The organism is Streptomyces sp. NPDC102514 (genome assembly GCF_055584525.1).
Genome location: NZ_JBVJLW010000005.1, coordinates 412,882 through 432,420, shown reverse-complemented (window position 1 = coordinate 432,420; position 19,539 = coordinate 412,882). Strand labels below are relative to the sequence as shown.

The 19,539-nt window shown below is 72.5% G+C and carries 13 protein-coding genes; 12 read left to right on the top strand and 1 reads right to left on the bottom strand.

Annotated features, from left to right (window positions below; genetic code table 11):
* Window positions 1-49: 49 nt before the first annotated feature.
* The 7 genes from ACZ60E_RS16290 to ACZ60E_RS16260 are packed head-to-tail and all read left to right on the top strand — an operon-like array spanning window position 50 to window position 5,826.
* Complete coding sequence (locus ACZ60E_RS16290; RefSeq protein WP_210888966.1) at window positions 50-214, top strand: lysine biosynthesis protein LysW; 165 nt, start codon at window positions 50-52, stop codon at window positions 212-214.
* Window positions 211-1,077, top strand: coding sequence for a RimK family alpha-L-glutamate ligase (locus ACZ60E_RS16285; protein WP_384798334.1), 867 nt, complete (start codon window positions 211-213; stop codon window positions 1,075-1,077). The genes ACZ60E_RS16290 and ACZ60E_RS16285 overlap by 4 nt, the downstream gene beginning before the upstream one ends.
* Window positions 1,065-2,096: an N-acetyl-gamma-glutamyl-phosphate reductase gene (gene argC / locus ACZ60E_RS16280; RefSeq protein ID WP_384798331.1), complete on the top strand. Its 1,032-nt coding sequence runs from the start codon at window positions 1,065-1,067 to the stop codon at window positions 2,094-2,096. The genes ACZ60E_RS16285 and argC overlap by 13 nt, the downstream gene beginning before the upstream one ends.
* Before the next feature lie 19 nt (window positions 2,097-2,115).
* Window positions 2,116-2,937 carry a [LysW]-aminoadipate kinase gene (locus tag ACZ60E_RS16275; protein WP_469440994.1) on the top strand — a complete coding sequence of 274 codons (822 nt, stop codon included), beginning with the start codon at window positions 2,116-2,118 and terminating at the stop codon, window positions 2,935-2,937.
* On the top strand, window positions 2,934-3,998 hold the full coding sequence (locus ACZ60E_RS16270) for a M20/M25/M40 family metallo-hydrolase (protein WP_384798325.1): 1,065 nt from the start codon (window positions 2,934-2,936) through the stop codon (window positions 3,996-3,998). Before ACZ60E_RS16275 ends, ACZ60E_RS16270 begins: the two co-directional genes overlap by 4 nt.
* A complete protein-coding gene (locus ACZ60E_RS16265) occupies window positions 3,995-4,819 on the top strand; it encodes a transketolase (RefSeq protein WP_384798322.1) in 825 nt (274 codons plus the stop codon). The genes ACZ60E_RS16270 and ACZ60E_RS16265 overlap by 4 nt, the downstream gene beginning before the upstream one ends.
* Window positions 4,816-5,826, top strand: a complete 1,011-nt coding sequence (locus tag ACZ60E_RS16260; RefSeq protein WP_469440993.1) for a transketolase family protein — start codon at window positions 4,816-4,818, stop codon at window positions 5,824-5,826. The genes ACZ60E_RS16265 and ACZ60E_RS16260 overlap by 4 nt, the downstream gene beginning before the upstream one ends.
* 108 nt (window positions 5,827-5,934) lie before the next feature.
* Here the strand turns inward: ACZ60E_RS16260 and ACZ60E_RS16255 are convergent, their stop codons facing one another.
* Window positions 5,935-7,326 carry a DegT/DnrJ/EryC1/StrS family aminotransferase gene (locus ACZ60E_RS16255; RefSeq protein WP_469440991.1) on the bottom strand — a complete coding sequence of 464 codons (1,392 nt, stop codon included), beginning with the start codon at window positions 7,324-7,326 and terminating at the stop codon, window positions 5,935-5,937.
* Between the two features lie 209 nt (window positions 7,327-7,535).
* On the opposite strand from ACZ60E_RS16255, the gene ACZ60E_RS16250 reads away from it, so the two are divergent.
* The 5 genes from ACZ60E_RS16250 (at window position 7,536) to ACZ60E_RS16230 (ending at window position 19,533) form a co-directional block, all read left to right on the top strand.
* Window positions 7,536-9,320: a condensation domain-containing protein gene (locus ACZ60E_RS16250; protein WP_469440989.1), complete on the top strand. Its 1,785-nt coding sequence runs from the start codon at window positions 7,536-7,538 to the stop codon at window positions 9,318-9,320.
* Between the two features lie 17 nt (window positions 9,321-9,337).
* Window positions 9,338-17,344, top strand: coding sequence for an amino acid adenylation domain-containing protein (locus tag ACZ60E_RS16245; protein ID WP_469440988.1), 8,007 nt, complete (start codon window positions 9,338-9,340; stop codon window positions 17,342-17,344).
* 40 nt (window positions 17,345-17,384) lie between these two features.
* On the top strand, window positions 17,385-18,365 hold the full coding sequence (locus tag ACZ60E_RS16240) for a helix-turn-helix transcriptional regulator (RefSeq protein WP_469440986.1): 981 nt from the start codon (window positions 17,385-17,387) through the stop codon (window positions 18,363-18,365).
* A 98-nt stretch (window positions 18,366-18,463) separates the two neighbouring features.
* Entirely contained in the window at window positions 18,464-18,676 is a 213-nt protein-coding gene (locus tag ACZ60E_RS16235) for an MbtH family protein (RefSeq protein ID WP_384798306.1), read from the top strand.
* Between the two features lie 110 nt (window positions 18,677-18,786).
* Window positions 18,787-19,533: a thioesterase II family protein gene (locus tag ACZ60E_RS16230; protein WP_469441215.1), complete on the top strand. Its 747-nt coding sequence runs from the start codon at window positions 18,787-18,789 to the stop codon at window positions 19,531-19,533.
* Window positions 19,534-19,539 lie beyond the last annotated feature (6 nt).

The window sequence follows — 19,539 nt, the reverse complement described above, 5'->3', positions numbered from 1 at the left end:
CGGCCCCTACGTTTACCCGTGTCTTGGCGGTCGATGAAAGGGACTGGAAATGGTCACCTGCCCGGAATGTGAGAACGCGGTGGTTCCCGCCGGAACACCGGTGATTGGCGAGATAGTGGAATGCGGTGAATGCGCCAGCGAACTGGAGATCCTCACGCTGGACCCGATACGGGCCGCCCTCGCGCCGGAGATCGAAGAGGACTGGGGCGAGTGAGCCGCGCCGAGCCGTTCGCGGTCCTCGCGTCCCGGGTACGGGCCAGCGAGAAGAGAATCCTCGAAGCCCTCTCCCGCAGGGGGATCGCCCATCGGCACCTCGACAGCCGCGAGTGGTGGCACCGACTCGGTGACCGCTTCCCCCATCCGATCGTGCTGAACAGGGAGATCGGGCTCGCCAGGGCGACGTACGCGGCCGACGCGCTGGAGGCGGCGGGTGCGACGGTGGTCAACTCCGCACGGGCGACAGCGCTGTGCGGCGACAAGTGGCGCACGTCCGCGGCACTCGTCGAAGCCGGACTCCCGACCCCGCGCACGGCCCTCGGGCTGACCCCGGAAGCCGCGCTGACGGCGCTGGAGAGCCTCGGCTATCCGGCCGTGGTGAAGCCGCTGCAGGGCTCGTGGGGCCGGCTGGTCTCCGCGCTGCCCGACCGGCAGACCGCGGAGACCGTGCTGGAGTACGTCGCCGCCCTGCCCTCACCGCAGGCGCGGATCGTCTACCTGCAGGAATGGATAGCCAAACCGGGCCGGGACATCCGGGTGATCGTGGTGGGCGGCGAGGCGCTGGCCGCGACCTACCGGCGCAGTGAGCACTGGCGGACCAACGTGGCGCGGGGTGCCGTGAGCGAACTGTGCCCCCTCACACCGGACATCACGAAACTCGCGGTCATGGCCGCGCAGGCCGTGGAGGCCGAGATCGCCGGTGTCGACCTGATCGAGGACGAGACGGGAGAGATCCTGGTCCTCGAGGTCAACCACGGCGTCGAGTTCTCCGGTCTCCAGCAGGCTCTCGGCGACACGGTCTCCGTCGCCGACCGGATCGTCGACCACCTCCTGGAGAAGTCACGCTCATGCTCCGAGTAGCGATCGTCGGGGCGTCCGGCTACATCGGCGGCGAACTGCTGCGGCTGCTGCACGGTCATCCACGGGTCACCGTCGTGGCCGCCACCTCCGACCGCCTGGCCGGACGCCGGGTCGACGGCCCCCACCCCAATCTGCGCGGCCACACGGAGCTGTGCTTCGTCGGCCACGACACTTTGCGAACCATCGATTTCGACGTACTCCTCCTGGCCGCTCCGCACCGGGAAACCATGGGAAGGATGGCCGAATTCCTGAAACTGGCCGGGACGGTCATCGATCTGTCCGGCGATTTCCGCCTGCGGGACCCCGAGATCTACGCGTCCTATTACGGGGTCCCGCACACCGCGCCGGAGCTGATTCCCGAATTCACCACCGGGCTGCCCGAATGGCATCGCGCCGAACTGGCCACGAGCGACCGGATATCCGTTCCCGGTTGCATGGCCACCGCCGGCATGCTCGCGGTCCGGCCGCTGGCCCGGGCGGGGCTGATCGAGGGCACGGTCCGGGTGGACGCCAGAACCGGTTCCAGCGGCTCGGGCGTCTCCGCCGGGGCCGCCGGCGCCCATGCCGAACGCAGCGGCGCCCTCCGCGTGTTCGCCCCCTCCGGGCACCGGCACGAGGCGGAGATCGCCCAGGCCACGGGGCACCCCGTGCGGATGACCGCCACCGGCGTCGAGGCGGTCCGCGGCGTGCAGGTGCTGTGCCACGTGAAGCTGGCGTCCGGCGCGTCGGAGAGGGACGTCAGGTCCGCGTTCCGCGCGGCGTACGGGAACGAGCCGTTCGTCCGGGTCATCGCCCAGCGGCAGGGCCTCTACCGGCTCCCGGAGCCGAAGATCCTGACCGGATCCAACTTCTGCGACGTCGGGTTCGCGGTGTCCGCGGACGACGGCACCGCGGTCCTGATCGGAGCCCTGGACAACCTCGTCAAGGGCGGCGCGGGCGGCGCGGTGCAAAGCCTGAACGTCCGCTTCGGCTGGCCGGAGCGGACAGGCCTGGAATTCACCGGACTGCATCCGAACTGACGTGAGGCTGATGAAGCGAATGCACGACATTCTCGTGGTCAAATGCGGCGGCAACGCCGCCGTGCGGTCGGAGGCGATCTGCGCGGACGTCGCCGCCGTGCACCGCGGCGGCAGGCCGGTGATCCTCGCCCACGGCGGCTCGGCGGACATCGACCGGCTCGCCGAACGCCTTGACGTACCCTCGCGCCGGCTCGTCGCCCCGGACGGGGTGTCGACCCGGTACACCGACGAGTCGACGCTCGAAGTGGTGCAGCTGGCGCTGGCCGGCTCCGTCAAACCCCGGCTGCTGGCCGCCCTGCGCGCGTCCGGAGCGGACGCGGTCGGGCTGACCGGCCTGGACGCCGGACTTCTCGTGGCCGCCCGCAAGCCGGCGCACCGCGCACTCGTCGACGGACGCCGGGTCATGGTCAGGGACGACCACTGCGGACGGATCGTCGCGGTCAACGACGACCTGCTGTCCACGCTGCTCACCGCGGGGCTGCTGCCCGTGGTGTCGCCGCCCGCCGTGGCCGAGGACGGCCGGGTGGTCAACGTGGACGCGGACCGCGTCGCCGCGGCCGTCGCGGGCGCCGTCCGGGCGAGCACCCTCGTGCTGCTCACCGGGGCGAGGGGGGTGCTGGCCGACCGGTACGACGAGGGGTCGGTGCTCCCCGTCTGCCGGGTTACCCGCCGGGGGGCGCCGCCGGTGGTCACCGGCGGCATGGGGGTCAAGCTGATCGCGGCCCGGGACGCACTGCTGTCCGGTGTGCGGCGCGTCCTGATCGCGGACGGCCGCAGGCCGCGTCCCGTCCAGGAGGCCCTGGCGGGCGCGTGCACCGAAGTGCTCCTGGAGGAAGAGTGACAAGGTTCTCCGACCCGGCAGCGGTCGAACTGCTGCAGGGCATGCTGAAGATCCCCTCACCGTCCTTCGAGGAGTCGGAGCTGGCCGCCCACGTCGTGGACGCCATGCGCGGCGCCGGTCTCACCGCGCGGATCGACGCGGCGGGCAACGCCGTCGGAGAGATCCGGCGCGGCCCGGGGCCGACGGTGATGCTGCTCGGGCACCTGGACACCGTGCCCGGGGACATCCCGGTGCGGGTGGACGGCGACCGCCTGTACGGCAGGGGCGCGGTGGACGCCAAGGGGCCGCTCGCCACGATGATCTGCGCCGCCGCCGGCAGTACCGGCTTCCGCGGCCGGATCGTCGTCGTGGGCGCGGTGGAGGAGGAGACCACGATGTCCCGGGGCGCGATGGAGATCCGCCGTACGCACGAGCCGCCCGACGCGCTGGTCATCGGCGAGCCCAGCGGCTGCGACACGGTCGTCCTCGGGTACAAGGGAAAGCTCGACCTGCGCTACCACGTACGGTGCGAGGCGACCCACCCCAGCAACGTCGTGCCCAAGGCGTCCGAACTCGCCGCCCGGGCCTGGACGGAGCTGCTGGACCTGCTCGGCCCCGGCGCGAGCCACGCCCGATTCGACAGCCCCGGCCCGACCCTGACGTCGATCGAGGGTGGACTGACCTCCGCCACCGCGGAGTTCAGCATCCGCATCCCGCCGGGCTTCGACGCCGAGGGCCTGGTGACCGCGCTGTCCGCACGGCTGGACCCGGACACGCTCCAGGTCGTCAACACGGTGCGCGCCTGCCGGGTCGGCCGCAACGACCCGGTGGTACGGGCGCTGTCGGTCGCGATCCGCGCACAGGGCGGCAGCCCGCGGGCCAAGGTGAAGACCGGCACCTCCGACATGAACACCCTGGCGGAGCGGTGGACCGTACCGATGGCCACCTACGGGCCGGGGGACAGCAGCCTGGACCACTCCGACCGGGAACACATCGAACTGTCCGAGTACCTGTTCGGCATCGGGGTGCTGACCCGTGCGCTGGCCGAACTGGACGAACATCTCCCCGGAGAGAACCGATGAGCGACGACCACGCGCGCACGGCACGGGAACTCGTCGTGCGGATGTGCGCCAACCCGGAGGGCGGCCACCTAGGCGGATCGATGTCCATGGTCGAGATCCTGGTGACGCTCTACCGCGACGTGCTGAGGATCGACCCGGAGCGGCCCCAGGCCCCGGACCGGGACATCCTGCTGCTGAGCAAGGGACACGGCGCGATCGGACTGTACGCCGTCCTGGCGGAGCGGGGCTTCTTCCCCGAGGAGCTGCTGGCGAGCTACGGCACCGCGGACAGCATGTTCACCGCGCACCCCAATCCGGCCGTCCCCGGGGTCGAGATGCCGACCGGGTCACTCGGCCACGGACTGCCGCTCGGCGTCGGCTTCGCGCTCGCCGCACGCTTGGACGGGAGCGACCGGCGCTGCTTCGTCGTGCTCGGCGACGGCGAACTGCAGGAGGGTTCCGTCTGGGAGGCCGCGATGGCGGCCGGCGCCCAGGGCCTGGACCGGCTGGTGGCGATCGTGGACCGCAACGGGCTCCAGATCAGCGGAGACACCGAGGAGACCATGGGCCTGGAGCCGCTCGGGGACCGCTGGCGCAGCTTCGGCTGGACGGTGCTCGACGTCGACGGGCACGAGCCGGACCAGCTGCGGGCGGCCCTGTCGCGCGTCCCGCACACTCCGGGCAGGCCGACCGTGCTGCTGGCCCGCACGGTCAAGGGCAAAGGGCTGCCCTACATCGAGGGCCAGGCCCGCAGCCACTACGTCCGGCTCACCGAGCGCGGGCACCGGCGTGCCCGTGCCGCGGTGCTGCGCGGCGAACGACCCCGAACGGAGACGACATGACCGTCGTGACAGCCGAACCCACCGTGTCGACCGGACCCACCGGACCCCCCGTGTCCACGGAACCCACCGTGTCCGCCGACGCCCGCGCGGCCCGGGAGGTGTACCGGGACGTCCTGGTCGAACTGCTCGGCCGGGACGAGCGTCATGTGTGCCTCGACAGCGACACCGGTCTGTTCTCCGGCACCGACTGGGGCGACGCCGCGCCGCGCTATCTCAACCTCGGTATCGCGGAACAGAACCTGATGGGTGTGGCGGCGGGACTCGCCAGGTCCGGCCGGATCCCCTTCGTCAACACCATGGCGACCTTCGCCGCCACCCGCGCGCTGGAAGCGGTGAAGCTCGACATCGCCTGGAACGACCTGCCGGTGCGGATCGCCGCCACCCACGGCGGACTCTCCGCCGGCCATCTCGGTTCCACCCACCACGCGCTGGAAGACCTCGGCATCATGCGGATGCTGCCGAACATGACGGTGCTGGTGCCCGCGGACGGTCCTGCCACCGAGACCCTGGTCCGGGCCGCCGCGGAGCTGCCGGGACCGGTGTACCTGCGCCTCGGGCGCGGCGCGACGCCGAGTCTGGCGCCGGGGGCGGAGCCCGTACGGATCGGGGTCGCGCAGCGCCTGCGCCGGGGCACCGACGTGACGCTGATCGCCACCGGACCGCACCCCGTGCTCACCGCGGTCGAGACCGCCGGTGAACTGGCCCGCGCCGGGATCGACGCGGCCGTGCTCAACATGCACACGGTCAAACCGCTCGACCGGGAGGCGATCGTCGAGGCCGCCACCCGCACACGCGGGATCGTCACCGTCGAGGAACACTGGGCGGCCGGGGGCCTCGGGTCCGCCGTGGCCGAGGTCGTGGCCGACCTCGGTGTCGCCTGCCCCGTACGGCGGGTGGCGGTCGCCGACCGGTTCGCCGCCGGCACCGGGGGGCACCGGCATCTGCTGGCGCGCAACGGCATCTCCGGCGCCGCGGTGACCGAGCACGTACGACGCCTGCTGGCCTGAACCCCGGCGCCGAACCGGCCGCGGAGGTCCGAACCGGCTCCCACCCTCACCGCACACCACTGCACCCCATGATCCGGAACCAGGATCATGGGGTGCAGTGGTGTGCGGTCACCGGGCGCCGAACGCCCCGGCCCATTCGGCGTCGGCGATCTCCGAGGCGCGTTCCCAGTGCGGTGTGTAGTCCGTCGTCGCGGCGACCGCGGCCAGCGTCTCGCGGTGCTGCCAGACCTTCTCGAACGCGTCGGCGTACCGGTCGAGCAACGGGCCCGAGTCCGGGTGCAGATGCGCCTTCTGGATCGTGAAGGAGTCGTCCAGGACCCGCAGGGTGGCCGGGAAGTCCTCGGCACGGTAGGGGCGGTCCACGACACCGGGCAGCGCCCACGGGTAGGCACCGAACCCGCGCCGGCCGGTGAAGACCCGCTGCGCGGGCAGCGGCTGCAGCTGGTACGGCACGGCGGGCACGCCCTCGGCACGCAGGGCCCGCTGGACGACCGCGCGCAGCGGGCCCGCGAACGCGTCGGCCAGTCCGAAGGCGGCGGGGTTCACCCGGATGCGAAGGATGTGCCAGGCATGGGTGCGGTCCTGCGGCACCTCGGGCACCAGGAAGCCGGGATACGCGGCCAGCCGCCCCAGCAGCCGGCGCACGTTCTCCTCGCGGACGGCCGTCTCGGCGGGGAGCCGCGCGAGACGGCTGCGGGTGAACGCCGCCTGCACCGCGTTCGGTTTGCAGTTCCAGCCCAGCAGATGCGCCACGTAACTGCGCTCGCCGCCCGCCGGAATGAGCTCACCGAACTGCCGCAGCATGGTCGCCCTCGTCGCCACGTCCGTGTCGTCGGTCGTGATCAGGCCGCCCTCACCGCAGGTCGCGAGGTTCTTGCTGACGTTGAGGCTGAAGGCGTTCACCGCGCCGAACGAGCCCACGGACCGGCCCCGGTACCGGGCGCCGTGCGCCTGCGCCGCGTCCTCGACCACGGTCACCCCGTGCCGGTCGGCGATCGCGGTGATCTCGTCCAGCTCGGCGGGCAGGCCGTGCAGATGGACCACGACGATCGCCTTGGTCCGGCCGGTGATCGCGGCCTCGACCGCCGCGGGGTCCAGGTTGAACGTGACGGGGTCGATGTCCACGAACACCGGGACGGCCATGAGGTGCAGCGGGGCGGTGGCGCTGCCGATGAAGCTCAGGGCGGGCACGATGACCTCGTCGCCGGGCTCCACACCCGCGGCGCTCAGCGCGACCGACAGCGCGGCCGTTCCGTTGCTCACCGCCACGCAGTGCTCCGTGCCGACGTACCGCGCCCACTCCCGTTCCAAGCCCGCGATCTCCTGCTCTCCCGACGAGGCGGTGGTGAACCGGCCGGACCCCAGGACCCGGTGGACCGCCTGCTCGTCCTGGTCGGTCACCATCGGCCAGGGCCTGATGCCGAGTTCTCTGGGTACGGCCCGGCCACCACCGAACATCGCAAGGTCGACCGTCGGCTGGACCGCCTGCTGGATTGTCACCGCTGAGCCTCTTCTCGATGTGATTCCGTCCGTACGTCGCGCATGTCATCGTCCGTGCGCTCCGTCGCGTCCGGCGGCAATCCCACCGGCAATTCAGCCGCGTTCCTCCGCGGCGCTCCTTCCAATTGCCGCTCCGACTGCCGCAGGCGCCGAGCGCCGCTCGCTAACTTCGTTCCTGATTCCAGACCGGACTCGGAATGAGGGAATACGTGACCAGCCCTTTCGATGAACCGAATTCGAGTGTGGCCGGGGAAACTCCGGTCACCCGGCACCAGCGCGTCCTGTGCCACCTGGTCGCCGACGTCCTCGGGGTGAGCGACGTCGGGGCCGACGACGGGTTCGTGGCGCTCGGCGGAGACAGCATCATCGCCATGCAACTCGTCAGCCGGGCACGGAAAGCCGGTCTGCGGATCACCGTCGGCGACGTGCTGACACGGCGGGACATGGCGGCGCTGGCCCAGACGGCCACCACGCCGGACCGGGAGCGGGCGCCCGTCGCGGACAGCGGCGTGGGACCGGTCGTCACCACGCCGATCATGCACTGGCTCCGGGAACGCGGCGGCCCGGTCGACACCTACAACCAGTTCGCGGTCCTGCGCACGCCGGCCGGGCTGACACAGCCCCGCCTGATCGCGATGACACAGGCCCTGCTCGACCACCACGACATCCTGCGCCTGCGGCTGTCCGTGCCCGGCGACGGGGCGGACTGGGCGCTGGAGACCCTGCCGCCCGGCGCGATCGACGCAGCCTCGGCCGTCCGGCGGACCGACGTGGCGGGACACCCCGGACAGGACCTGGCCGCGCTGGTACGACAGGAGTCGGACGCGGCCCGCGACAGGCTCCGCCCCCGGGAGGGCAACGTCCTGCAGGCCGTGTGGTGCGACGCCGGACCGGATCGCCGGGGCCTGCTCGCCCTGGTCGTCCACCACCTGGCCGTCGACTCCATCTCCTGGCGTGTCCTGGCCGCCGACCTCGCGACGGCCTGGCAGGCCGTCGAGAAGGGCGCCGCGATCGCTCTCGATCCGGTGCCGGCCTCGTTCCGCCGCTGGTCCCACGTCCTCGCCGAGCAGGCGCACTCACGGACCGCCGTCGCCGAACTCCCCGGCTGGCTCGACCGGTTGCGTCCCGGCGCCGCCCGGTTCGGCGACCGGGCGAGGGTCCCGGGGCAGGACCTCGAAAGCCGCGAGCGGAGCTTCACCGAGTCCCTGCCGGCCGAGTTCACCGAGGCGTTGCTGACCACGGTCCCTTCGCTGTTCAACGCCGGCATCAACGACGTACTCCTCGCCGGTCTCGCGCTGGCACTGGGCGACTGGCACCGCGCACGCGGCACGGCCGGGGACGGCACCGCACTGCTGCACCTGGAGGGCCACGGCCGGGAGGACGCGCTCGCGGAGGTGGATCTCTCCCGGACCGTGGGCTGGTTCACCAGCCTGTTCCCGATCCGGCTCGACCTGGGCGAGACGGACCGGGCGGAGCCGCACGCCGCAGGACCGGCGGTGGGCGACACGGTGAAGCGGATCAAGGAACAGGTGCGCGCGGTACCCGACAAGGGAGTCCGCTACAGCCTCCTGCGCCATCTGAACCCGGAGACGGGCGCCCTGCTGAAGGAGGCGGCCCAGCCGGAGTTCGTCTTCAACTACCTGGGCCGTTTCGAGGTCTCGGACGACACCGACTGGTCGGTCGTACCGGAGTACGGGACCGGTCTGGACGACACGGGATCAGGGATGCCCATGGCCCACAGCATCGAGGTCAACGCGGCCACGGTGGACCGGGCCGACGGTCCGGAGCTGCGGGCCACCTGGGCCTGGGCCGACAGCGTCGTGTCCGAGGCGGACACCCGCGAGCTGGCGCAGGCGTGGTTCCGGAGCCTCCGGACCCTGGTCGCGCACGCCCGCGAACCCGGAGCGGGCGGACTCACCCCGTCCGACCTGACCCTGAGCTCGCTCAGCCAGCACGAACTCGAAGAGATCGAATCCGATCTGCGGGCTTTCTGAGGAAGTTGACACTGAAGATGAACCAGTCGGTAGTCGAGGACGTCCTTCCCCTGTCACCCCTTCAGGAAGGCCTTCTCTTTCACGCGCTGTTCGACCGGGAGAAACACAGTCCGTACCTCGCGCAATTCGCGGTGGATCTCGACGGACCGGTGGATTCCGAGCTCCTGAAGGCCGCCGCGGACACCGTGATACGGCGCCACGCCACCCTGCGCTCCGGATTCCGGTACCGCAAGTCGGGTGAACCGATACGGGTGGTCCGCCGCGAAGTCCCGCTGGACTGGCGGGAGATCGGGACCGGTCAGGAGGACGCGGCGGAACGGATCGCCGAACTGACCGAACAGGACTGGGCCCGGGGCATCGACGTCGGCGGATCGTCGCTGATCAGGTTCACCCTCGTCCGGCACACCGCCCGCCACCACCGGCTGCTCGTCACCGCCCACCATCTCCTGCTGGACGGCTGGTCCTTCGCCCTGCTGTTCCAGGAACTCTTCGCGGTGTACTCGCAACAGGGCGGCACCGCCGGCCTGCCGCCGGTGCGTCCCTACCGGGACTACCTGGCGTGGCTGGCGCGACAGGACCGGGCCGGCGCGGAACGGCACTGGGCGGCGGCCCTGGACGGGGTCGCCGAGCCCACCCTCGTCGCGTCCGCCGATTCCCGGAGCGGTCCGCCGCCCGAGGAGGTGGAGGTGCTGCTGCCGTCGGGGACGACGGCGCTGCTGACCGCGCACGCCCGGCGGAACGGCGTCCTGCTCAACACGGTGTGCCAAGCGGTCTGGGCCATCCTGGTCGGCTCGCTCACCGGACGCGACGACGTGGTGTTCGGCTCGACGGTCAGCGGCCGTCCGGCGGAACTGACCGGCGCGGACTCGATGATCGGGATGCTCATCAACACGGTTCCGGTACGGGTACGGCTGGACCGGGCGGCCTCGGTGAGCGCGCTGTTCGAGCAGATCCAGGCGGGCCGCGCCGCGTCGCTCGACCACGATCACCTCGGCCTGACCGACATCCAGCGCCTGACCGGTCTCCCCACCGCGCTCTTCGACACCAACGTGGTCTTCGACAACTTCCCGATGCACGACTACCAGGTCGACTCGCCCGACGGCGAACTGCAGGTGGGCGTCACGTTCCGGGACAGCGCGCACTTCCCGCTGACCCTCGCCGTCGAACCGGGCGAGCGGCTCGCGCTGCGCCTGCACCACCGCCCGGACCTGTTCACCGCCGCACAGGCGGCCGAGCTCGCCGACCGGCTGGTGCTGCTGCTCGAACAGGTGGCCGAGGACCCGGACCGGCCGCTCTCCGCGCTGACCCTGCTGTCGCCCGAGCAGCACGACCTGGTCGTACGGCAGTGGAACGACACCGCGGCCGAACTGCCCGCGGTGACGCTCGCCGAGCTGTGGTCGGAGCAGGCCCGGCGCACGCCGGACGCACCGGCCCTGGTCGCGGCCGACGAGCGGCTCAGCTACGCCGAACTGGCCGGACGAGTGGACCGGCTGGCGGCGCGACTCGCCCACCGGGGCGCGGGCCCCGACCGGATCGTGGCCGTGGCACTGCCCCGCTCGGTGGAACTGGTCGTCGCGATCCTCGCCGTCGTCCAAGCCGGCGCGGCCTACCTTCCGGTGGACCTGGACCACCCCGCCGGGCGGATCGCCGCGATGGTCGCGGACGCCGGGCCGGTCCTCGTACTGACCGACTCGAAGAACGCCGCCGCCGTCCCCGGCCCCACACCGAAACTGCTGCTCGACGAACCGATCGAACCGAACGAGCCGGTCTCCGCCCGACCCGTGCGACCGCTCCCGGCGCACCCCGCCTATGTCATCTTCACCTCCGGATCCACCGGACGCCCCAAGGGCGTCGTGATCCCGCACGCGGCCATCGTCAACCGGCTGCTGTGGATGCAGGACCGGTACCGGCTCACCGGCGTCGACCGGGTCCTGCAGAAGACCCCGGCCGGGTTCGACGTATCGGTGTGGGAGTTCTTCTGGCCGCTGATCTCCGGGGCGGCCCTGGTACTGGCGAAGCCCGGCGGACACCGCGACCCCGCCTATCTCGCCGAGCTGATCCGGCGCGAATCGGTGACCGTCACGCACTTCGTGCCCTCGATGCTGCAGGCGTTCCTCCGGGAGCCCGCCGCGGCCGGCTGCACCGGCCTGCGCCGGATCATCTGCAGCGGCGAGGCCCTGCCCGCGGAGACACAACGCGAACTGTTCGCCACGCTCGGCTCCACCGAACTGCACAACCTCTACGGACCGACCGAGGCCGCCGTCGACGCGACCTACTGGCAGTGCCGCCGCGACGACGAGGGAAGTACGGTGCCGATCGGCCGGCCGCCGGCCAATGTGTCGGCGTACGTGCTCGACGGCGGGCTGCGGCCGGTGCCGCCGGGGGTGGTGGGCGAGCTGTACCTGGGCGGGATCCAGCTCGCCCGGGGATACGCCGGACGTCCCGCGCTGACCGCCGAGCGGTTCGTGGCCTGCCCGTTCGCGGCCGGGGAGCGCATGTACCGGACCGGCGACCTGGCCCGCTGGACCGCCGACGGGGAGCTGGAGTACGCCGGCCGCGCGGACGCCCAGGTGAAGATCCGGGGCTTCCGCGTCGAGCCGGGCGAGATCGAGGCGGTACTGGCCGGCCACCCCGAGGTCGTCCAGGCCGTGGTCCTGCTCCGGGAGGACCGGCCGGGCGACCAGCGCCTGGTGGCGTACGTCGTGACCCGGTCCGCGGGCCTCACGGACCTCGAACTCCGCCGGTTCGTGGCGGACAGCGTCCCCGACTACATGGTCCCCGCCGCGGTGGTCCTGATTGAGGCCATGCCGACGACGATGAACGGAAAGCTCGACCGGGCCGCCCTGCCGGAGCCGGACCGGACCGCGCACGCCGTACGGGAGCCGCGCAGTCCGCGCGAGGAGATCCTGTGCGAACTCTTCGCGGAAGTGCTCGGAGTGCCCCGCGTGGGCATCGACGACCACTTCTTCGACCTGGGCGGGCACTCCCTGCTCGCGCTCCGGCTGCTCTCCCGGATCCGGTCGGTCCTGGGGGAGGGCTTCGAGATCCGCGACCTGTTCGCCGAACCCACGGTGGCCGGACTGGCCCGGCTGACCGGAGCCGCGCGCCCCGCCCTGACCGCCCGTGCCAGGGCGGAGTCGGAGCCCGTGCCGCTGTCGTCCGCCCAGCGGCGGCTGTGGTTCCTGAACCGGATGGAACGCGACGAGGGAACGTACAACGTGCCCGTCGCGGTCCGGCTCACCGGAACGCTGGACCGGGACGCGCTGCAACAGGCGCTCGCCGACGTGGCGCTGCGGCACGAGAGCCTGCGCACGGTCTTCCCCGAGGAGGGCGGTGAGCCGCACCCGGTCGTGCTGGACTCCGTTCCCGCGATCGAGGTCGTCGAGGTGGCACCGCGGGACCTCGCCGGCGCCATGGCGGAGCGGGTCCGCCACCGGTTCGACCTCACCGCGTACGCGCCCGTCCGGACCACCCTGTTCCCGCTCGGCCAGGACGAGCACGTCCTGCTGCTGGTCGTCCAGCACATCGCGGCCGACGGCTGGTCCCTGCGCCCGCTGCTGCGGGACCTCGGCCTGGCGTACACCGCCCGCTGCGAGGGGAGTGCTCCCCACTGGGCGCCCCAGCCCGTGCGGTACGCCGACTACACGCTGTGGCAGCGGGAACTGCTCGGAGACGCCGAGGACCCGGACAGCCTGATGACCCGTCAGCTGAATTACTGGCAGGAGCAGTTGGCCGAACTGCCCGCGGAGCTGACGCTGCCGGTGGACCGGCCGCGCTCCGCGGTGGCGGCGCAGTCCGGCGGCACGGTGGCCATCGACTGGGAGCCGGAGCTGCACCGCAGGCTGCTCGAACTCGCCAGGTCCGCCGGCTGCACGCTGTTCATGGTGCTGCAGGCGGGATTCGCGGCGCTGCTGACCCGGATGGGCGCGGGCACCGACATCCCCTTCGGCACCCCGGTGGCGGGCCGGACGGACAGCGCCCTGGACGACCTGGTCGGGTTCTTCGTCAACACCCTGGTGCTGCGCACCGACACCGCGGGCGATCCCGGGTTCACCGAACTGCTGCGCCGGGTCAGGGACACCGACCTGGAGGCGTTCGCCCACCAGGACGTCCCCTTCGAGCGGCTCGTCGAGGTCCTGCGGCCCGAGCGGTCGCTGTCCCGCAACCCCCTGTTCCAGGTCATGATCCAGGTGCAGCACGGCGAGACCACCGCCGCGGACTTCGCCGGACTGGAGACCGGCCACGCCCCGGTGAGCTGGGACGTCGCGAAGTTCGACCTCAGTCTCGAACTGGTCGACGGGCGCGACGACCGGGGCGCACCGGCCGGCCTGACCGGCTACCTGGAGTACGCCGAGGAGCTGTTCGACCGGACCACCGCCGAACAGCTCGTGGCGCGCCTGCGACGGCTGCTGGAACAGGTGCTCGCCGCCCCCGAATGGCCGATCGGCGCCGTCGACGTCCTCTCCGACGGGGAACGGCAGCGCTTCCTCGCCGAGCGCCCCGTGCCCGTACCCGCGCCGCGGACCGTGTTCCTGCCCGACGCGTTCAGGGAGCAGGCCGCCCGCACCCCGGACGCGACGGCGCTGGTCTTCGAGGACACGGCGCTGACCTACGCCGAACTCGACGCACGTGCCACCCGGCTCGCCCGCCACCTCGTGAGCCGGGGCGCGGGCCCGGACCGGGTGGTGGCGGTGGCCCTGCCCAGGACCACGGACCTGGTGGTCGCCCTGCTGGCGGTACTGAAGTCGGGCGCCGCCTTCCTCTTCGTCGACCTGGCGTACCCGGCCCGCCGGATCGCCCACCTGCTGGCGGACTCCGCCGCCGCCCTGGTCGTCACCGACAGCGCGTCCGCCGGATCGCTGCCCGTCCACGAACCGGTGCTCGTCGACAGCCCCGCACTCGACGACGCGTCGCCGGAAGGGCTCACGGTCGCGCTCGCCGCCGACCATCCGGCCTACGTCGTCTACACCTCGGGGTCGACCGGCGTGCCCAAGGGCGTGATGGTGACGCACGGCGGGCTGGCCAATCTGCTCGCCTTCTACCGGGAGGAGGTCATCGCCACCGCCGAGCGGACCCGCGCCCCGGGACGCTGCCGCATGGCGCTCACCGCGTCCCTCTCCTTCGACACCTCGGTCGTCGCCCTGCTGTGGCAGGCCGTCGGCCACGAACTCCACCTGATCGGCGACGACACCCGCCGCGACCCCGCCGCCATGGCCCGGTACCTGGACCGGTGCGGCATCGACGCCCTCGACGTGATGCCCAGTTACGCCGAGGAGCTGATCCGGCAGGGGATGCTCGACCCGGACCGGACGCCGCCGGCGGTGCTGATGACCGGCGCGGAGACGGTGGGCGAGAAGTTGTGGACACGGCTCCGGGAGACCGCGGGGATCACCGTCTACAACATCTACGGACAGACCGAGACCACCGTCGACTCCCTCTTCTGGACGTCGGACGACGGCGACCGGCCCCTGATCGGCCGGCCGATCCCCGGTGTGGACGTGTTCGTGCTCGACCAGGACCTGCGTCCCGTCCCGCCGAAGGTGATCGGCGAACTGTACGTCGCGGGCGCCCAGTTGGCGCGGGGCTATGTGAACCGCCCCGGCCTCACCGCCGAGCGGTTCGTCGCGAACCCGTTCAGGCCCGGACGGCGCATGTACCGCACGGGCGACCTGGTCCGGTGGACCGACGACGGCGCGCTGGAATTCCTCGGCCGGGCCGACGACCAGGTGAAGATCCGCGGGTTCCGCGTCGAACTCGGCGAGGTCGGGGCGGCACTGGCCCGCCACGAGGACGTCGCGCACGCGGTGGCGGTCCTGCGCGAGGACCGGCCCGGGGACGCACGGCTCGTCGGCTACGTGCTCGCCCGGGACACGGAACCCGACGTACGACGGCTGCGCGAGTTCGTACGGCAGAACCTGCCGGACCACATGGTGCCCGCCGCGATCGTGGTCATCGACGAACTGCCGCTGACCCCGAACGGAAAGGTCGACGTCGCCGCGCTGCCGCAGCCGGTCTACCCCACCGGCACCCGGCGCGCACCGCGCACCCTCCGCGAGGAGCTGCTGTGCGGGCTGTTCGCGGACGTGCTCGGCCGTGACGAGGTGGGCATCGACGACGGCTTCTTCGACCTCGGCGGCCACTCCCTGCTGGCCGTGCGGCTGAGCAGCAGGGCGCGCTCCGTGCTGGGCGTGGAACTGCCGGCCCGGCTGCTGTTCGCCACCCCGACCGTGGCCGGACTGGCGGACAGCCTCGACGGAGCGCTCCCCGGCAGGCCCGCGCTCCGGGCGGGAAAGCGCCCGGACGTGCTGCCGCTGTCCTACGCCCAGCAGCGGCTGTGGTTCCTCGACCAGTGGGAGGAGACGGGCACCAGCTACAACCTTCCCGTCGCTCTGCGCCTGCGGGGTCCGCTGGACCGGGACGCTCTCGAACAGGCCTGGTCCGACGTCACGGACCGGCACGAGAGTCTGCGGACGGTCTTCGTCGAACAGGACGACCGGCCGGCGCAGTCGGTGCTCGCGCCGGGAGCGGTCCGGCCGGTACTGGCGCACCGCGAGGTGACCGAGGCCGGGATCGGGGCGGCGATCCGCGCTGCGGCGGACCAGCGGTTCGAGCCCGCCGCACAACCTCCCCTGGCCGCCGACCTGTTCACGACGGGACCGGAGGACCAGGTCCTGCTGCTGGTGTTCCACCACATCATCTGCGACGGCTGGTCGCTCGGGCCGCTCCTGCGCGATCTCTCCGCCGCCTACGCCGCCCGCACCCGGGGCGAGACTCCGCGGTGGGACGAACTGCCCGTGCAGTACGCCGACCACGCGCTGTGGCAGAGGGAGTTGCTGGGCAGTGAGGACGACCCCGACAGCCTGCTGTCCCGTCAGCTGACCCACTGGCGCGACCGGCTGGCCGGTCTCCCGGTCGAACTGGCGCTGCCCACGGACCGGCCGCGCCCCGAGATCAGCGACTACGCGGGCGGATCGGCGGACATCGAGTGGGGCCCCGACCTCCACCGAAGCCTGCTCGCGCTCGCCAAGGAGCACGACTGCACGCTGTTCATGGTGCTCCAGGCCGCATGCGCCGCCCTGCTCGGCAGGCTGGGCGCGGGGGAGGACATCCCGATCGGCACCCCCGTGGCCGGCCGCACGGACGACGCCGTCGACGACGTCGTCGGGTTCTTCGTCAACACGGTGGTCCTGCGGACCGACCTCTCCGCGGACCCGAGTTTCGCGGAACTGCTCCGCCGCGTCCGGGCCACCGACCTGGCGGCCTACGAGCACCAGGACATCCCGTTCGAGCGGCTGGTGGAAGAGCTGAACCCACCGCGCTCGCCCGGCCGCCACCCGCTCTTCCAGGTCATGGTCCAGCTCCAGCACGCGAGCGACGGTCCGCGGTTCCCCGGTCTGCGGGCGTCCGACTGGCCCATCCCGTCGACCACCGCGAAGTTCGACCTGGTCGTCGACGTGGAGGAGCGGCTCGACCAGGACGGAGCACCGGCCGGACTGACCGGGGCCCTGATGTACTCGACCGCGCTGTTCGACGCCTCGACGGGCGAGCGGCTCGCCGACGGCCTGCGCCGGCTGCTCACCCAGGCCGCCGAGGACCCGCGACGGCCGGTCGCCGATTTCGACGTACCACCTGTCCAGGACCGGCAATCCGACGACCGGCGCTCCGACGACCGGCGGTCCGGTGACGTCTCCGCCGGCATCTCCGGTGACGTCACCGCGCGCCCGGCTCCCTCGCGGGACGCGGCACCGGCCGCCACCGGGCCGCGTACGGCGACGGAGGAGGTGCTCGCCGGGCTGTTCGCGCAGGTGCTCAGCCTGGACTCGGTCGACGTCGACGACAACTTCTTCGCCCTGGGCGGGCACTCGCTGCTGGCGACCCAGCTGATCTCCCGGGTGCGCTCGACCCTGGGGCTGGAACTGCCGGTCCGCGAACTCTTCCGCGCCCCGACCGTCGCCGGGGTCGCCGTGTACCTCGCGACGGCCCGGCCCGCCCGGCCGGCGCTGCGGCCCGCCGCTGCCCGCTGACCGCGCGGGCGTTCACCGACAGACCTGGGAGACGGACCTCATGCTCACCATGTTCGGACTGGAACAGCTGGAAGAAGCGGTGTACCGGGAGATGCGCGGGTCGCCGCCACCGGTCGCCGACGAGATCGCCGACCGGCTGGCCGTCACGCCGGACCTGGTCCGTGCCTGCCTGGACCGGCTTCTCGAACTCGGCCTGCTGCGGCCCTCGTTCGAGGTGCCCGGCCGGTACGCGGTGGTGGACCCGGTCCTGAGCCTGCAGCAGTCGCTGGCCGGCCAGCACGAGGAGCTGATGCGCCGGCAGCGGCGGATCGCCGAGACCCATGCCGAGGTCGTCCGTCTGCTCGTGTCCGACGCCTCCGGCCGGGCGGGCAGGGCCGAGCAGGTCGAACGGCTCCTGGGGATGGACGAGGTGCAGTGCCGGGTGGACCGGCTGACGGGCGAGGCCACCCGCGAGGTGCTCACCTTCTGGCCCGGTGGCGCGCTGTCGGCGCCGGAACTCATGGCGGCGCGCCGCAACGACGCGGCGCTGCTGAGCCGCTCGGTGTCGATCCGGACCGTCGGCACGGACACCGCCTCCTACGACGCCGCGACGACGGCGCACGTGCAGTGGCTGACCGGCAACGGGGGCCGGTTCCGCCGCTCCGAGGCGCCGCTGCCGAGGATGACCCTGTTCGACGGTTCGGTCGCGCTGGTCCCCCTCGACCCGCGGAACGCGACTGCGGGCGCGCTCCAGGTCACCGACCCCGGACTCGTCGCCCCCATGGTCGCCCTGTTCGAACAGACCTGGTCGTCGGCCACCCCGCCGGACACCGGGCGGCCCGCGGCGGACGACACCCTGAACGGCAAGGAACTGGCGCTGCTCAGGCTGGTCGCCGAGGGGTGCACCGATGCCGCCGCCGCCGGCCGGCTGCATGTCTCGCACCGCACCGCCCGCCGCATGATGGCGGCCCTGATGGAGCGCCTGGGCGCCCGCAGCCGCTTCGAGGCCGGAGTCAAGGCCGCCAGGCTCGGCTGGCTCTGACCCCCGAGCGACCCCCGTGCGGGCCCGCGCGACCGGCGGGCGACCCCCGCGCGGGCCCGCCGCACCCACCTGTGACACCACTCTGAGAGGACCATCCCGTGAACAACCCGTTCGACGACGAAACAGGCTCCTACCTCGTCCTGACCAACGCGGAGCGCCAGCACTCCCTGTGGCCCGCGGACATCGACGTACCCGCCGGATGGTCCACCGTCTTCGGCGCGGCGACGCGGGCCGCGTGCCTGGCCCATGTCGAGGAGAACTGGACGGACATGCGCCCGGCGTCCCTCGTGGCCGCGATGAACGGGGCCTGACCGATGACAGCGAACGACATCGGTACCGCCGCGCCGACGCCCGCCGCGCCGACGCCCGCCGCGCCGACACTCACCGGGGCGTCACGGTGACCGGCGTACGGGACACCACGATGGTGCCCTTGCACCGGACGCCGCACGCCGAACGGACCCTGGTCGGCCTGAGCTTCTTCGGCGGCGGCACGGCCGCGTACCGGCCGTGGACCGCGCACCTGCCCCCCGCGACCGACCTGGTCGTGCTCTGCTACCCCGGCAGGGAGGGGAGGTTCGTCGAGCCCTTCGCCCGCGACTGGTCCGAGCTGGTGGACGATGTCGCGCACTCCCTGCGGGCGGCCGACCTCGGCCCGTACATCCTCTTCGGGCACAGCATGAGCGGCTGGACGGCCTTCGACGTCGCCGCCCGGCTGGAGCCGGACGAGGCGCACCGGCCCGAAGCGCTCGTCCTGTCCTCCTGCAACGCACCGGACCGCGGCCTGACCGACAGCGAACGCTCTCCCGCGGCCCAGGACGACGACGAGCGGCTGCTGGAGTGGATGGGGACGCACGGCCTGCTGCCCCCGCACGTCCGTGAGAACGCCGACCTGACCGAGGTGGCGCTGGAGCTGATGCGGGCCGACATCGCCGTCCGGGACACCTTCGTCCACAGCGGCGCCACGGTGAGCGTGCCGCTCCAGGTGTTCTCCGGCGCCGGCGATCCGCTGATCCACGCCGACGCGGGCCCCCGCTGGAACGGCCTGACCTCCGGCCCGTACCGGCACGACGTGCTCGGCGGCGGCCACTTCTACACCCCCGAGATCTGGCAGACCCTCCCGAGCCGGATCGCCCCCGTCCACGCCGTCGCATCCGGCTCTGCCTCCTGAGGAGTG

Excerpts from the sequence above, each read along its gene's own strand:
- ACZ60E_RS16290 (WP_210888966.1), top strand. The coding sequence starts at position 50 with ATGGTCACCTGCCCGGAATGTGAGAACGCGGTGGTTCCCGCCGGAACA.
- argC (WP_384798331.1), top strand. The coding sequence starts at position 1,065 with ATGCTCCGAGTAGCGATCGTCGGGGCGTCCGGCTACATCGGCGGCGAA.
- ACZ60E_RS16275 (WP_469440994.1), top strand. The coding sequence starts at position 2,116 with ATGCACGACATTCTCGTGGTCAAATGCGGCGGCAACGCCGCCGTGCGG.
- ACZ60E_RS16265 (WP_384798322.1), top strand. The coding sequence starts at position 3,995 with ATGAGCGACGACCACGCGCGCACGGCACGGGAACTCGTCGTGCGGATG.
- ACZ60E_RS16260 (WP_469440993.1), top strand. The coding sequence starts at position 4,816 with ATGACCGTCGTGACAGCCGAACCCACCGTGTCGACCGGACCCACCGGA.
- ACZ60E_RS16245 (WP_469440988.1), top strand. The coding sequence starts at position 9,338 with ATGAACCAGTCGGTAGTCGAGGACGTCCTTCCCCTGTCACCCCTTCAG.
- ACZ60E_RS16240 (WP_469440986.1), top strand. The coding sequence starts at position 17,385 with ATGCTCACCATGTTCGGACTGGAACAGCTGGAAGAAGCGGTGTACCGG.
- ACZ60E_RS16230 (WP_469441215.1), top strand. The coding sequence starts at position 18,787 with ATGGTGCCCTTGCACCGGACGCCGCACGCCGAACGGACCCTGGTCGGC.